The sequence below is a fragment of the Emticicia soli genome (assembly GCF_037860775.1).
In the GTDB taxonomy this organism is placed as follows: Bacteria; Bacteroidota; Bacteroidia; order Cytophagales; family Spirosomataceae; genus Emticicia; species Emticicia soli.
Genome location: NZ_JBBEWC010000004.1, coordinates 75,856 through 91,129 on the forward strand (window position 1 = coordinate 75,856; position 15,274 = coordinate 91,129).

At 38.4% G+C, this 15,274-nt stretch carries 11 protein-coding genes; 7 read left to right on the forward strand and 4 right to left on the reverse strand.

The features are described from left to right. Positions 1-73 precede the first annotated feature (73 nt). The 4 genes from WAE64_RS06115 (at position 74) to WAE64_RS06130 (ending at position 6,757) form a co-directional block, all read left to right on the forward strand. Positions 74-958 carry an ABC transporter ATP-binding protein gene (locus tag WAE64_RS06115; RefSeq protein WP_340235361.1) on the forward strand — a complete coding sequence of 295 codons (885 nt, stop codon included), beginning with the start codon at positions 74-76 and terminating at the stop codon, positions 956-958. After that, positions 955-4,467: an ABC transporter permease/M1 family aminopeptidase gene (locus WAE64_RS06120; RefSeq protein WP_340235362.1), complete on the forward strand. Its 3,513-nt coding sequence runs from the start codon at positions 955-957 to the stop codon at positions 4,465-4,467. The genes WAE64_RS06115 and WAE64_RS06120 overlap by 4 nt, the downstream gene beginning before the upstream one ends. 217 nt (positions 4,468-4,684) lie before the next feature. Continuing rightward, positions 4,685-6,190, forward strand: a complete 1,506-nt coding sequence (locus WAE64_RS06125; protein WP_340235363.1) for a DUF4394 domain-containing protein — start codon at positions 4,685-4,687, stop codon at positions 6,188-6,190. A gap of 168 nt (positions 6,191-6,358) precedes the next feature. Continuing rightward, positions 6,359-6,757 carry a hypothetical protein gene (locus tag WAE64_RS06130; RefSeq protein ID WP_340235364.1) on the forward strand — a complete coding sequence of 133 codons (399 nt, stop codon included), beginning with the start codon at positions 6,359-6,361 and terminating at the stop codon, positions 6,755-6,757. Positions 6,758-7,004: 247 nt separating this feature from the next. Here the strand turns inward: WAE64_RS06130 and WAE64_RS06135 are convergent, their stop codons facing one another. Together WAE64_RS06135 and WAE64_RS06140 are read right to left on the reverse strand one after the other, a co-directional pair. After that, a complete protein-coding gene (locus tag WAE64_RS06135) occupies positions 7,005-7,385 on the reverse strand; it encodes a hypothetical protein (RefSeq protein ID WP_340235365.1) in 381 nt (126 codons plus the stop codon). Positions 7,386-7,571: 186 nt separating this feature from the next. Next, entirely contained in the window at positions 7,572-7,958 is a 387-nt protein-coding gene (locus WAE64_RS06140; RefSeq protein ID WP_340235366.1) for a winged helix-turn-helix transcriptional regulator, read from the reverse strand. A 123-nt stretch (positions 7,959-8,081) separates the two neighbouring features. Between WAE64_RS06140 and WAE64_RS06145 the strand changes: the two genes are divergently transcribed. Both WAE64_RS06145 and WAE64_RS06150 read left to right on the forward strand, forming a co-directional pair. Further along, the gene (locus WAE64_RS06145; RefSeq protein ID WP_340235367.1) at positions 8,082-8,876 is read left to right on the forward strand and encodes an SDR family oxidoreductase; all 795 of its coding nucleotides are present in this window, start codon (positions 8,082-8,084) and stop codon (positions 8,874-8,876) included. A gap of 22 nt (positions 8,877-8,898) precedes the next feature. Beyond that, complete coding sequence (locus tag WAE64_RS06150) at positions 8,899-9,213, forward strand: nuclear transport factor 2 family protein (RefSeq protein ID WP_340235368.1); 315 nt, start codon at positions 8,899-8,901, stop codon at positions 9,211-9,213. Positions 9,214-9,549: 336 nt separating this feature from the next. Here the strand turns inward: WAE64_RS06150 and WAE64_RS06155 are convergent, their stop codons facing one another. Together WAE64_RS06155 and WAE64_RS06160 are read right to left on the reverse strand one after the other, a co-directional pair. Next, entirely contained in the window at positions 9,550-11,076 is a 1,527-nt protein-coding gene (locus tag WAE64_RS06155) for a gluconokinase (protein ID WP_340235369.1), read from the reverse strand. Between the two features lies 1 nt (position 11,077). After that, positions 11,078-11,956: a helix-turn-helix domain-containing protein gene (locus WAE64_RS06160; protein ID WP_340235370.1), complete on the reverse strand. Its 879-nt coding sequence runs from the start codon at positions 11,954-11,956 to the stop codon at positions 11,078-11,080. A gap of 159 nt (positions 11,957-12,115) precedes the next feature. Between WAE64_RS06160 and WAE64_RS06165 the strand changes: the two genes are divergently transcribed. After that, positions 12,116-15,274, forward strand: coding sequence for a SusC/RagA family TonB-linked outer membrane protein (locus WAE64_RS06165; RefSeq protein ID WP_340235371.1), 3,159 nt, complete (start codon positions 12,116-12,118; stop codon positions 15,272-15,274).

A 15,274-nucleotide genomic window follows, 5' to 3' on the forward strand; every position in this document is an offset into this window, starting at 1 on the left:
AAAATAGGTCTTATAAAAATAGCTTCCGGAAAGAAGCCTGGAATTGTATTGTCTAAAAATTATATATAAAATTATGAACAAGCTATCTCTCAAAAACATCAGCAAAACCTACAGTAATGGCGTGAAAGCCATTGAAAAAGTAAACCTTGATATAAGCAATGGTATGTTTGGTTTATTAGGCCCAAATGGCGCAGGAAAATCATCTTTAATGAAAACCATTGCAGGTTTACAAAGGCCCGATAGTGGTAGTATTCTATTAAATGAGGTTGATATTGTTGCTGACAACGATTTTGTAAAAAAACAATTGGGTTTTCTGCCGCAGGACTTTGGCGTATATCCTAAAATATCGGCCTATAGTTTACTCAATCATCTGGCAACACTTAAGGGCTTGTTAGATTCTTCAGCCCGAAAAGAACAGGTCTTGGCCTTGCTCGATAAAGTAAATCTGTATCAGCAACGCAACAAAGATGTTTACACGTTTTCGGGGGGTATGCGCCAAAGATTTGGCATTGCACAGGCGCTATTGGGTAATCCACAGCTGATTATTGTTGACGAACCTACGGCCGGACTCGACCCAGAAGAACGTAACCGTTTCAATAATCTGCTGAGTGAAATTGGTGAAGACATTGTTATCATTCTATCGACACATCTGGTAGAAGATGTAAAAAATCTATGCCCTAATATGGCTGTTATGCATAAGGGCAAAGTAATAGCGCAAGGTAAACCTTCTCATTTTGTGAGCTCGCTGGCAGGTACAGTCTGGAAAAAGACTATTGATAAAAAAGCAAAGACAGAATATGAGCAACACTTCAACATTATTTCCACAACGTTGGTAGAAGGCAAGCTGAGTATTCATGTATATGCCGAAGAAAGACCCGACAGCCATTTTGAGGTACTTGCCCCTACACTTGAAGATTACTATTTCTATATTATGAATCAACAAAAACAAGTAGCATGAAAACCACAACACAGTTTAAACATCTTCTGGCTTTTGAGCTATTGTTTTTCTTTCGTAAATTCTGGATTTATCTGGTTCTAATAGCTTTTCTGGGTATGGGTTTTGTGGGAGGTTCAACATTCTCGGCTTTTTCTACCGACAACGTTTATCGAAACTCACCGTTTGCTATTACTTATATTTTAGGCTATTTATCACTTTTCTGTATTTTTCTGACAACAATTCTGGCTGCGCAAATATTGTTTCGTGAGCAGGAGCATCATTTTTCGGCGGTTTTATACGCTACGCCTCTAAAAAAAATCAACTTTTTCCTGAGCCGTTTTCTGATTGTTTTCGGCATTACGGTTCTGGCTCTGGGCTTGCTTGTAATAGGCTTTATGGTAGGGCAAACCATGTCTCGCTTCGATGCAAGCGAATTTGGACCTTTCCATGCCTGGTATTACTTTCAGCCTTTCTTTTTACTGATTGTTCCCAATAGTTTTTTTTGCACTGCTGTGGTATGTAGCATTGGTTTATTGAGTAAAAACAAACTATTGGTATATATTTCGGGCTTGTTTGTTTTCATAGGCTATCAGGTTTCGCTTATTTTTTCAGGTTCGCCGCTTATAGCAGGTGGCTTACCTCCTACCGAAGAAAGTATGCAAATGGCGGCATGCTTCGACCCTTTCGGGCTATCAAGCTTTTTGCATCAAACCCTACAATGGTCGGCTATACAACGTAACACACAAGTAACTATCCTCACGGGTAATATGCTATTCAACAGAATATTTTATGCTACTTTTTCTCTTGTTCTACTTATAGTTTCCTATCGCATTTTCAGATTCACAATGGATGGTAAAAGCAGAAAAGTAAAGGAGAAAAAGCAGAGTTATGCACTGAATACAAGCTATGAAGTCGTAACCCCTCAGCCCTTCAGTATCAGTCATCAATTGAAATCGCTTATTAGTCTGATAAAAATCGACCTAACTTTTGTCGTAAAAAGTATCCCTTTTGTACTGATTCTTGCGGGCATCATATTTCTTGTTTCGATGGAAATGTATGGCGAAGTAAAACAAGGTATCCGTATCCCTGAAAAATATGTAACCACTGCCATGATGGTGAATACCATTTTAGAGACCTTCCCTGTTTTTTGCAGCTTGGTTATTATATTTTATAGTAATGAATTACTCTGGCGTAGCCAGGCATCAAACTTCCATCTGATAGAAAACACTACACCCGTAAGCCTAGCTGCACAGTTTTTTGCCCGATGGTTTTCAATGGGCATTATTATTATATTGCTATTGGGCGGAGTCTGTTTGGCAGGCATATTTTTTCAGATAGCATATCAATATCCGCATATCAAATGGCTAACGTATATAAGTATGAGTTACTTTATTGGTATGCCATTATTGCTAAGTTCAGGTATTATTATAGCCATTCAGACGCTTATACGAAACCGATATGTGGGTTTGGTTGCTGCTACACTTTTTGTATTACTTACTACAACAAGCATTGGTAGCGCCTTTCATATCAGGCACCCTTTGTTGCGCATAGGCAGTGCTTTTAGTACCGAGTACAGCGATATGAGCGGCTTTAGTGCTTACATTTATCCCTTTGGTTGGCGAATATTATTTGGCATTTGCGTAGTGCTTATCATCATGATTATGACACTGCAATTTCAACAGAAGAACAAAAAACTACTAAAACCAAAAATCCTACTAAGCCTACTTGTATTAGTAGCAGGTGCAATAATTTCTGGTTTTTACATCAATAATCATCTTTTTATAAAAAATGATGAAGCTGCATTGCAATGGCAGGCAGCTTATGAAAAAAAATACCGTCAGTTTCAGGATTTGCCACAACCTGTTATCACAGCCGTGCGAACAAATATTGATCTGTTTCCTGAGAAAAATGCCTATGAGGTATCGGCTACTTATATACTAAAAAATAAAACAGCCCAACCCATCAGCAAACTTTTGTTATATAGCGATACCGATATTTCATTAAAGAACCTGAAAGTAGCTACGCAACATTCTATTACAGTAGATACAGTATACGGGCATTATTGGGTTAACTTGGCTAAGCCTTTACAAGCTCAGGATAGCATAAGTGCGTCTTTTGACTTTAGCTATAGCTGGAATCCTTTCAGCAAACACCAATCGTTTAATTCCATTGTTGAAAATGGGGCTTTTATGCGTATCAGCAGATATTATCCGCAATTGGGGTATCAATCAGACAATGAAATATCGGACGAAACAGAGCGTAAAAACCGTAATTTGGGCAATGCTACGCCATTAGTTACACTTGAAGCACCAATAAAACCAAAGGCAGAATTGCTTAGTTTAGCTATGCAGGTTTCTACTTCTGCCAATCAGGTTGCTATTGGTGTTGGTGAACTTGTAAAACAATGGCAAGCGAACAATCGTAACTATTTTAAGTATAAAAGCGATGTACCTCTTCGGTTCAGATTCGGAATATCATCTGCCCGATACGCAGTTCAGAAAGTGGAGCATCGTGGCATAAGTATAGAAGTTTATTACCATCCCACACACGCCGAAAACGTTGGTCGGCTGATAGCCAATGCCAAAAACACACTTGATTATTGTGAAAGTAATTTTGGCAAATATCCCTTCAAAACTATTCGATTTGCCGAGATTTCGGGCTTTACAAAAGGTTTTGCAGCTACGGCGTATCCGGCTACTATTTTTATGTCTGAAAACATGGTTTTTCATGCAAATGTAAGAGAAGAGAAACAAAAAGATGTGATTAACGAATTGGCGGGTCACGAACTAGCACATGAGTGGTGGGGAACAAATCAGTTTTTTGCCGACCCAAGGGAGGGGGCAGGAATGCTCAGCGAAACATTTGCTGTATATACCGAACTGATGCTTCTTAAGCAAATGTATGGGCGTGAACAAATGCTAAACCACGTGCGAATGAACCGCAATATGTATCTCAGCGACAGAGGGTTTAGCGACGAACAAGCACTATACAAAACCAGAGACGGAAACATACACCTGATGTATTATAAAGGCTTGGTAAGTATGTATCAGTTAACTGAAATGATTGGGGAAGAAAAGGTCAATACGGCACTAAGAAACCTTTATCAGAAATATGCAGGTAGCGATACGCTCCCTATCACAAATGATTTTTTGAATGAATTGTATGCTATTACCGACGCCAGTGTGCATGCAAGTATTGATGATTTATTCAAAAAAATAATTATTTATCAACCTACTGCCCAGTATATCCGCAGTAACCGAGTTGGTAATCAATATGAAACCAGTTTTGATGCAATTGTGAATAAATATCAGGAAGATGGCAAAGGAAAGCAAACGCCTGTTGACTTCAATGGTAATATCGAAGTAGGTTTTTATTGGCAAGATGGTCGGGAAGAAATCGTAAGTTTCCCTGTAAATCATAACAAGGCAAGCATCAAAGTCAAACATTCAGAGAAGCTCATTAGCCTGACACTCGACCCTAATGAGAAAATGATGAAAGCCGCTGATGGGACGACTTATAAGCTAAAGTAAGCCTTCTACTTTAAAATAAAATGAAACAGTTTTTTTAAGCCTTTGGAGACTTTTCTAAAGGCTTTTTTGAGTTTTTAGGTAAAAACGACCCACAACCTTTAGAAGTCTACAAAAATATAGCTCGGAATTAAAAACTAATTAAAACTAAATTAAAACCAAAGCTGATTTTTTTCCGTAAGTACCAACAAAACATAGTATTTACAATAAGCACACATTTATGAAAATTATCAGATTCTCCACACTGGCGCTTCTTTTAGGCCTAATTGTTTCATCTTGTAAAGACGATAGCGAAACTATCGACATCGTAAAACCAGATATTAATTTCTTTGCATTGGTTGATGGCAAACAATTAGTGAAAATTAATGCCATGAAAGCCGAAACCGCAACGAGCACAATCAACATTACAGGTTTACAAGCCAATGATATGCTTACGGCAATTGATTTTCGCCCTGCCACTGGCGAATTATATGGCGTAAGTTCACAAAGCCGGCTTTATGTAATTAATCAGGAAAGTGGCGCTGCCCGCTTGATAGGTGCTGCAGCCCTTAGCCCTGCTATCAACGGAACAGCCGTAGCTCTTGATTTCAACCCGACGGTTGATAGAATCAGATTGGTAACAAGCAGCGGACAAAACTTGCGCCTGCATCCGGAAACCGGAGCAGTAGCTGCTACCGATGGCACTATTAACGGCGGTACAAGCCCAGGTATTGAAGCAGTAGCATATACTAACAATTTTGCAGGTGCTACTACTACTATACTATATGATATTGATCCAAAATCGGATAAATTATACAAACAAGACCCACCAAACGATGGTAAATTGGTAGAAATAGGCGCGCTGGGCGTAGATATAACTATGGCCGGAGGTTTTGATATTGGACCTGAAGGTGATATGGCCCTGGCAGCAGTAATGGTTGGTGGCAAATGGGAATTACATCAGGTTAACTTAACAACAGGTATGCTTACCAAACTGGGTAATTTACCTTCGGGGAATATCAATGGTTTGGCTATTCCAACGGCTCCTGTGGGTTATGCAATTGACGAGATGAACAATCTTTTGATTTTTAATATCACAAAAACCACTGCGCCAATCAGCAAAGCTATTACGGGTTTGCAAAGTGGCGAAACCATTCTCGGAATCGATATGCGTCCGGCAACAGGGCAGCTTTATGCCTTGGGTAGTACAAGCCGCTTATATGTTTTAAACACGTCTTCGGGTGCCGCAGCGGCAGTAGGCACAGTACCGTTCGCCACACTTTTGTCAGGAACAAGTTTTGGTTTTGATTTTAATCCGACCGTAGATAGAATCAGATGTGTAAGCAATACAGGCCAGAACCTGCGCTTACACCCAGAAACGGGTGCTATTGCTGCCGTTGATGGTGCCCTTAACCCCGGCACTCCGAGCGTAACGGCTTCGGCATACACTAACAACTATGCTGGTGCTACTACCACTGTGTTATATAATATTGATAGCATGACCGATAAGCTAAACAAACAAGATCCGCCTAATGCCGGAACACAGGTTGAAGTCGGAAACCTAGGCGTAAACACCGAAGCGGCCAATGGTTTTGATATTGGGAGCCGAAGCGGAATGGCCTGGGCAATATTGAAAGTAGGCGACAAATCGGGGCTTTATAGCATTAATCTTACATCTGGTGCAGCCACAAAAGCAATGGACTTGCCAAATACGGCAAGAGCCTTTACTGTTGGTTTAGGATTCTAATAAATTGATTAATTGTCTTCATATTTATTATGATAGCCTTGGAGAAGTTCTTCAAGGCTATCTTTATAAAATAACCGACCAACATCAATTAAACAATAAATAACATATTCGTCTCTGATAATTCAGCCATAAAACCTAAATTGCAGAGCGTTATAATAGCCTATATTTATGCAATTAAGCAAGCCTCTGGCACTAAAAACCCTGTTGGGCATCTTTACACTCGTTATTCTTTTCCATGTATCGGTCATTACGCAAATAATACCATATACCGTTGTATGGGCAGGCAAACTCAATAGTGCTAAAGAAATGTACGCCTTTGAAATTACCTCAATTATAATCAATGTATTTTTTGTGGTTATTCTTCTATTAAGAGCCCATTACATCAAACACACCATTCCTGAGCGACTATTGAACCTTATCTTATGGATGTTTCTGGTGCTTTTTGTGTTCAATACCATTGGTAATTTAATGGCCGAAACAGCTTTCGAAAGATTCGTTTTCACGCCTATGACTTTACTAGCGGCCTTTTTGCTTTGGGTGGTTGTGCGGAGGAGGCGGAATCATTAAAGCTAGTTATTTATTAGTACCTGCACTACACTTTTCAAACACAACAATACTTCTTTAACCTGCCAGATGTTATTGCTGGTTGAAGTACTCAAAACGAATAACCAATACTAAATGAAACTAAATCAACAGAAGGAGCTACGAAGATAAAGTGATTTCTCTCATATTGGTCAATTGGCTCTCTTGGCATAATCTCAATCAAAAATGGCATTAATATACCCCTAAAAAATATGCCTTTAGGTTTTCGCTGTTAACGATAACCTATTTTTGGAATAAAATCTAAACCTAAAACTCTTGGGTTTTCTGGAGAACCTTCAAAATTTACCGCACTATCAAACATTAAACTCATACCCAAGTTTAAATAATGTGTATTTTTTCCTCTCAGAAAATCTACCCCAATAAAAGCCGCATTTAATTTTTTATCTATCGGAAGATGATACACACCAATGTTCGCTATAGCTACCCATTTTCTTTGCCATAGTACTCTCTCATAATTCAAACTATAAAGGCGGGTAAAAGCTGGAGCATTCAGGGTGATGGCATTTTTTTTGAATCTTATATTTTGTTGTTGTGCGGAAGCTAAAATTGTAGAATAAAGAACCACAGCAAGCAACAGGTAAATTCTTTTCATATAGTCAGTAGCATAAGTGTTCGTATACTTATAAAGCGTTTTTAAGTAATACTTATTATACCCTGCACTAAATTTTTCAATTCTAGCAACAACTCTCCACTAAACCACTCGTTTTTGGTCTGCCAAATTATAGCCTATCCTACGTCAAAATAGTATTTTAATCAGCATCCATGCTAATCATAGCGACTATACACTTACAATATCCTGTCTAGTTTCTTGCTTTAAACGCTCTAAAATGACTGTCCGTAAATGTTCTTCATTTTCATCGGCCCATTGCCCTAAAGTGGCAATCACAGGAATTAACGTTTTGCCAAATTCAGTAAGACTGTATTCTACTTTCGGAGGAACGACAGGGTAAATTTTTCTTGTAACCAATTCATGCTCTTCCAATTCTTTCAACTGAATATTTAAAACACGCCTGGTAGCATCGGGTATTTTGCGTTGCAGTTCGCTGGGGCGTTTATAGCCTTCATTGATAAACCATAACAAACGGATTTTCCATTTGCCATAGAGTACTTCGCCAATTAAATCAAGGCCGCAATTGAGGTTTGGTAAAATCTTTCTTTCATACATAAGACAAACTTAAACTTATGTTCCAAAATATGCAATAGGGGAAAAATTTATCCCTATATGAATCGTATTTCCGTAATTGTTTCATGTGAATGTATAGCTGAAATTTGCATAAAAAAATAATCAATGGAACAAGATTTTAATTTCAACAATGAGTTATCGGGCAAAATTGCCTTGGTAACAGGTGGCACAAAAGGTGCAGGAAAAGCTATTGCAGAACGGCTGGTAAAAGCAGGAGCAACTGTTATAATTACTGCCAGAAATACACCCGAAAAAGAAAACAACAAGTTGCATTTCATCGCTTCCGATTTAAGTAAAGCAGCAGGAACACAAAAAGTAATAAGCGAAATACTATCTACTTATGGGAGGCTAGACATTCTTGTAAATAACTTGGGTTCTTCAGAAACACCCGCTGGTGGGTTTAAGGTATTAACTGATGAAGACTGGGAATCAACTCTACAAGCTAATTTACTTGCTCCTGTTCGGCTGGATAGAGGTTTTTTGCCACAAATGATTGAAAATAGAAGTGGTGTAATCATTCACATTGCTTCTATTCAAGGCAAACTACCTCTATTTGATGCTACTTTGCCTTATGCAGCTGCAAAAGCAGGATTGATAAATTATAGTAAAAGTTTAGCAAATGAAGTTACGCCAAAAGGTGTTCGTGTGCTAACTGTTTCTCCGGGATGGATTAGGACAGAAAATGTCAAACATTTTTTGGCAAGAATTGCCCAGAATTCAAATATTTCTATTGAAGAAGCTCAACAAAGTGTGATGAATGCACTTGGAGGAATCCCTTTTGGCAGACCTGCCGAACCCGAAGAAGTTGCTGAATTGGTAGGCTTTTTAGTATCGCCAAGAGCTACTTATTTAACAGGAACAGAATTCGTAATCGACGGTGGGACAATCCCGACTATTTAATAATCTTAAAAATTAAAAGACAATGAACTTACCAGAAGTAGTTACCGAATTAATAAAAACACAAAACAATTTCGACAGCACAGCTTATGCCAATTGTTTTACCGAAACAGCCATAGTATTTGACGAAGGAAAAACACACAAGGGAAGAAAAGAAATACAAAATTGGATAGATAAGGCCAATAAAAAATATCAGGCAGTAATGAAACCCTTAGAATATTCAGAAACTGAACATACATTGAAAACCGAAGTTTCAGGAACGTTTCCTGGAAGTCCGATTATAATGACTTATCATTATGAATTCAAAGATGGATTAATTCAATCGCTGAAAATCGTGTAAACCAATATAGCCCCTACTACGAGGTATTTGCAAGAACAGGGCTGAAGTATACACTTCAGCCTTTTAAAGTTCACGGTTTTCCCTTTACAACAATTTCCTTATGACCTTTTCCCCAATCAATCATTTCCTGAATAATTCATATAAATGCCATGACACCAAACAACAATGATAAATGTCGGGTTTAACAGAACCAGAAGTTACACTCCCGCCGAAAATAGTGTCTTTTTTAAAGCCAGGTCAGAAGCACCGAATTGGCTGCCGCTTAAAAAAACTGATTTAGTATTAAGAGGTAAATAACTAAAATACTCAAAGATACTGTGCATTGAAGTTTTATAATCAAACGACTTGATTTTGCTGTAATTGAGCTATTAAATCAAACTCTGCTTCCAGTTTATAACTTAGCTGTTCGAAAATCTTATAAAATTTCTGATACTTCTGATGGTTGTTAAGATTCGGTTGATAGACTTTCGAAGAATGAACGCTTTTTGCGGCTTCTTTCAAATTTTTGAAAACGCCTATTTCTGTCAAAGCCAGAAGTGCTGCACCGGCATTTGCACTATTTTTATTGTCATTAACATTGACTGCTTTACCAAAAATATCTGAAATTATCTGTGACCAGAGCGGAACTGTTGCAAAAGTTCCGTTTACATATAGGTTGTCAATGTTTCTATATTGCTGTAATAGTTTACCAATGCTATATATCTCAAATATGATTCCCTCTATTGTGGCCCTTACAAAATGCTGTGGTTCATGTGTAATATTTATTCCAAAATACATACCTCTGGCATTGGCATTCCAGATTGGCGCTCTTTCTCCGAGTATATATGGTAAAAAAAGCAAGCCATTTGCACCAGCCTGAACCTGAGCGGCATCTTTGAATAAATCTTTAAGAGCATCTTCAAAATCAAGACCATTGTTAAAGTTTCCAAACTGGCGTGCAAACCATTCCATTGCCACTCCTCCATTATTTGTTGGCCCTCCTGATATATAATGGCCCTTATCCAGTATATAATTAAAAAAACGTTGTTTCTCATCCTGCAATACTTTTTCGCCTGCTACCCGAACCGCCCCACTAGATGTAATTGAAATGATGGCTTGTCCTTGCCCGACAACACCCGAACTAAGCGTAGCCGAGCAGCCATCACTACTACCTATAATTAGCTTTGTTTTGTCGGCAAGTCTTAAAGACTTTGCTAATTCCGGACGAATTTTTAGCTCCGAGGTCAGCACCGACATAGGTGTTGAAAGATAATTGCTGTTAATACCTGCAAAATCTAAAGATTTTGCCTCCCAGGTTAGGGTATGTATATTAAAGAGCCCGGTAGCAGAAGCCAGACTATAGTCTATTACATATTCGCCTGTAAACTGGCATAAAATATACTCCTTGAGTGAAATAAATTTGCTTGTTTTAGCAAAACGCTCTGGTTCATGGTTCTTGATCCAGGTAATTTTTGCTAATGGAGACATAGGATGTATCGGCGTACCCGTTGCTTTATAAATCTCAGCCCCGAAAGAAGATTTTTTTAGCTCTTCTGCTTCTTTACTGGCTCGGTTATCAGCCCAGATGATAGCATTTCCCAGCGGTACACCATTTTTATCTATGGGCAATACGCTATGCATAGAAGAACTGAAAACAATAGCAATAACTTTATGTTTCTTAAAAAAGGCAGGGTCATTCAACAGGCCTTTTAACACAAAAAGTACTGTGATAAATACCTGTTCAGGGTCTTGCTCGCTGTAGTCGGGCTGAGAGTGAAAAATAGGATAAGTACCCTTGCGGCGGGTAATTTCTACTCCCTTTAAATCAAAGGCAATAATTTTTACTGCTGTAGTGCCAATATCAATAGTTATAATAGCTTCCATCTCATAGGTTTTTTCTAAAATGTCCAGGGGTATAGCCTGTTAATTTTTTAAAGGTGGTTGAAAAATGTTGTGACGAATAAAATCCGGTATCTAAGGCAATGTCAGTCAGGTTAGTATCAGAACCTTTCAAAAGCCGGATTGCTTCTGAAATTCTTAAATTGATGAGATAATTGAGTGGTGAAAAACCTGAATATGATTTTACTTTCTCGGTAAAAGCTGTTGTACCTAAACCCATAATTACTGCCATTTCTTCGACAGTCCAGGGGTGAGCAAGATTCTCACGCAAAATTTGATCTAATTTCTGGAAAGTCTGGGGAAAATCCCGGCGTTGGTTATCTTGCCGGCTCATTTGTCTGGCAGTGATAATCAGCAATTCATCTAATAAGTGATTAATACGTGTTTTACTCCCTAATTCTCCCGTAGTAAGCTCACTTTCTATTTTTTGCAGTACTTCACCAATTAGTTTGAAGTTTTGCATGATAGGTTTCTTATTTAAGGAAAACATTTTACCAATCAGCCGCTGTTCTGAAACAGGAATATTACTCCACTCACCTAACACTAACTCTCCGTCTTCTGAAAACAAATGAATATTAAGCACTATTGAAACAACCATACCTACATCCCAAACTCCTTTCGGACTACCAAATAATTGTTTTGGAAATACCAATATTGCGTCATTAGGATAAAGCGTAGCTATATGATTATCAATCTGCCATTCGAATTTACCATCCAGAACAAAATAAAATCTTAAACACAAACTTTCTTTCAGAACAAAAGAATCTGGCTGCACATGCTGGATTTTCTTGCAAAAGAACTCCATAATGTGCGGGAAAGCCTGTAATTCGGGTGATTTACCTTTATAAAAGGAAAATTGATTCATTAGAAGATGTTTTCTTCAGAAATAAGTAAGAATTATTAGCTGTAAAAATATCACAAACTTTTCAAGAAATTATTATAAAAATCACCGCTGTAGTTTAATGAAAGATTTTCTTGAAATATTTCTAAAAATTTGCATCAGTATTAACCCATTACTCATTGTATGAAAAAACAACTACGCTTATTGATGTTTCTAATCTTCTCTGTGCTGTTCACAGCAACTAGCTATGCTCAGAGAATTTCCGGCAAAGTAACTTCCTCCAAAGATGGCACTTCTCTTCCGGGAGTATCAGTACAAGTAAAAGGCACAACTACCGGTACTACCACTGATGCAAACGGTAGCTATAGTGTCAATGCCCCATCAGGTGCGACTTTGGTTTTTAGCTTCATTGGTTATACAAACCAGGAAATAAATGCGGGTAATCAAAGTATCGTAAATGTTTCGTTGGCCGAAGATGCTACCGACCTTGAAGAGGTTGTAGTAACAGCTTTAGGTATTAAAAAAGATGCCAAAAAACTAGGATATGCCACTTCAACGATTACTGCAGATGCCATTACAGAAAATCGCTCTCCTAATTTTATGAATACCTTGCAGGGCAAAATAGCCGGGGTAAATATCTCTGGTTTGGGTACTGGCCCCAATGGTACCTCAAAAATCAGGATAAGAGGTCAATCTTCTTTTTCAGGACAAAACAACCCACTGATTGTTATCAATGGTGTGCCTATTGATAATACTAACTTTGGTACAAACCCCGGAAATGCTGCTTCTGATAACTCTATTGGCGTAAGAGGTGGAGGAAATACTTCTGATGGCGGTGATGGTCTGTCAAGTGTGAATCCTGATGATATTGAAAGTATGACTGTGCTTAAAGGCGCTACAGCAGCAGCTTTATATGGCTCGCGTGCGAAAGATGGCGTAATTATGATTACTACTAAAACCAAAGGAAGTGGCAGAGGTATAGGCGTAAGTTTCAACTCAAACTACACTAACGAAACACCGCTTGACTTTACGGATTATCAATATGAATATGGCCAGGGAGAAAATGGGGTTCGACCTACTACGCCTAATCCTACTTCCGGGCAATGGTCTTTTGGTGAGAAATTTCAGCCTGGCATGACACAGGTATTGTTTGATGGTGTTACGGTTCCTTATGAACCTGTATATAACAGAATCAGGAAATTCTTCAGAAATGGCTCGAATTTCACCAATACAATCAGTTTATCAGCAGGTGGTGACAAAGGAGGTTTTAATCTTTCGTTTGCCAATATGGATAGTAAAGGTATTGTACCAAATAATACATTCAGCCGTAAAACAGTTAATCTTGGTTTTGCTTATGATTTAACTAAAAAACTTAGCTTTTCGGGAAATATCAATTATTCAAATGAATTCAACAAAAACCCTCCGAATATAGCCAATCAGGATAACTCTATTCCGACAGCGCTTTATAATATGGCCAACTCTATGCCTTTAGATTTGTTAGACCAAAAGAAATACGATGCCGACGGAAACGAGTTTGTTTATTCAAGATTCAAGAATCGCACCAATCCTTATTGGGTATTGGCCGAACAGTTTCAAAACATTCGTCGTGACAGGATTTTTGGAAATATTTCAGCAAAATACAACATTTTACCTTGGTTATTTATACAAGGACGTATTGGACAAGATTTTTGGTCTCGTGACCAGGAATTCAATAACTTCCCAACAGGCCATGCTTCATTAAGCCCTGCGCCTGCCGGGTTTGTTAATGGTACATTTACTCAGGAATCGAGAAGATTCAGGGAAACAAATGCCGATGTGTTGATTTCGGCAAGTAAAAAGTTTGGCAACTTTGGTGTTGATATAAACGCCGGTGGTAATCAAATGTATCGTCGTTCTGATTTGAACAGTGTATTGGTTCAGGATTTTGTAGTAAGAGGATTATATACTGTTATGAATGGGCGGGTAAAAGACCCACTTTATGGTTTAACTGAGAGAGCTGTTAACTCAATCTATGGCTCGGGCGAGTTATCTTATAAAGACTTCCTCTTCTTAAATGTTACTGCCAGAAATGACTGGTTTTCGACACTTTCTCCCGAAAACAGAAGCATTTTATATCCATCAGTATCTGGTAGTTTTGTATTCTCTCAGGCATTCAAATCATCACCTAACTGGCTGAATTTTGGAAAGTTGCGAATGGCCTATGCTGAAGTGGGTAGTGATACAGATGTGGCTCCTTATTCGAATAACCTGTTTTATGGCATAAACGCTAACTTGTTCCCAAATCCTTCGGGAGCATCTCAGCCTGTGGGTGGCTCACAGGGTACTACTGTACCAAATGCGAGCTTAAGACCGATGCAAACGGCCGAAGCTGAAATTGGGCTAGAGCTAAAATTATTTAAAAATCGGGTAGGTCTTGATTTTGCCGCTTACAGAAAAGTAACCAATGATCAAATTGTGTCTGCTCAGATTTCAGATGCCTCCGGTTTTATCAATACATTAATTAATAGTGGTAAAAGTGAAAATAAAGGCGTTGAGTTCTTACTTAATTTAGTGCCTGTACGCACAAGAAGTTTTCAATGGGATGTAACCTTTAATGGTTCTTATAATATCACTAAAGTTCTAAGTTTACTAACCGATAAGCCAGGTGAAAGAATTACAGTAGGTACACACGTATTCAATGGCGAATTAAGACAAATAGTTGGGCAAGAAATGGCTCAGATATATGGCTTTGGTTATAAGAGAGACGAACAAGGCAGAAAAATATTCGGCACAGGGGGCCTTCCTATTCGTACACCAGACCTTATTTCATTTGGAAGTGCACTGCCAAAGTGGGTAGGTGGTATCACTAATTCATTTAATTACAAAGGAGCCAGTCTTTCGTTTTTGATTGATTTCAAATTGGGTAATAAGATGTTATCCGGTACTAATTTCAACCTTATCAGAGAGGGCTTGCATAAAATTACACTGGAAGGCAGAGACGGAATTGTAGGTGAGGGTGTCAACGAAAAAGGAGAACCAAATACAGTAAAAGCCAATATACAACCTTATTGGGAAATCGTAAGAACATCTGCTTTGGTTGAGCCGGTTATTTATAACGGGGGTTACTGGAAACTTCGCCAGATTACGGCCGGATACGATTTATCTAAATTTTTACCTCAGAATTCGCCAATAAAAGGCGTAAAACTAAGCTTCGTAGCTAATAACGTATTGATGCTTAAGAAATGGGTACCTAATATTGATCCCGAGTCGTTTGGCTACTCTTCTGATAACCTAGTTGGGCTAGAGTCTACGGGTCTTCCAACAACCCGCAGTGTAGGGTTCAATTTAAATGTTAAATTTTAA

Excerpts from the sequence above, each read along its gene's own strand:
- WAE64_RS06150 (WP_340235368.1), top strand. The coding sequence starts at position 8,899 with ATGAACTTACCAGAAGTAGTTACCGAATTAATAAAAACACAAAACAAT.
- WAE64_RS06160 (WP_340235370.1), bottom strand. The coding sequence starts at position 11,956 with ATGAATCAATTTTCCTTTTATAAAGGTAAATCACCCGAATTACAGGCT.
- WAE64_RS06135 (WP_340235365.1), bottom strand. The coding sequence starts at position 7,385 with ATGAAAAGAATTTACCTGTTGCTTGCTGTGGTTCTTTATTCTACAATT.
- WAE64_RS06155 (WP_340235369.1), bottom strand. The coding sequence starts at position 11,076 with ATGGAAGCTATTATAACTATTGATATTGGCACTACAGCAGTAAAAATT.
- WAE64_RS06130 (WP_340235364.1), top strand. The coding sequence starts at position 6,359 with ATGCAATTAAGCAAGCCTCTGGCACTAAAAACCCTGTTGGGCATCTTT.
- WAE64_RS06125 (WP_340235363.1), top strand. The coding sequence starts at position 4,685 with ATGAAAATTATCAGATTCTCCACACTGGCGCTTCTTTTAGGCCTAATT.
- WAE64_RS06145 (WP_340235367.1), top strand. The coding sequence starts at position 8,082 with ATGGAACAAGATTTTAATTTCAACAATGAGTTATCGGGCAAAATTGCC.
- WAE64_RS06115 (WP_340235361.1), top strand. The coding sequence starts at position 74 with ATGAACAAGCTATCTCTCAAAAACATCAGCAAAACCTACAGTAATGGC.
- WAE64_RS06165 (WP_340235371.1), top strand. The coding sequence starts at position 12,116 with ATGAAAAAACAACTACGCTTATTGATGTTTCTAATCTTCTCTGTGCTG.
- WAE64_RS06120 (WP_340235362.1), top strand. The coding sequence starts at position 955 with ATGAAAACCACAACACAGTTTAAACATCTTCTGGCTTTTGAGCTATTG.
- WAE64_RS06140 (WP_340235366.1), bottom strand. The coding sequence starts at position 7,958 with ATGTATGAAAGAAAGATTTTACCAAACCTCAATTGCGGCCTTGATTTA.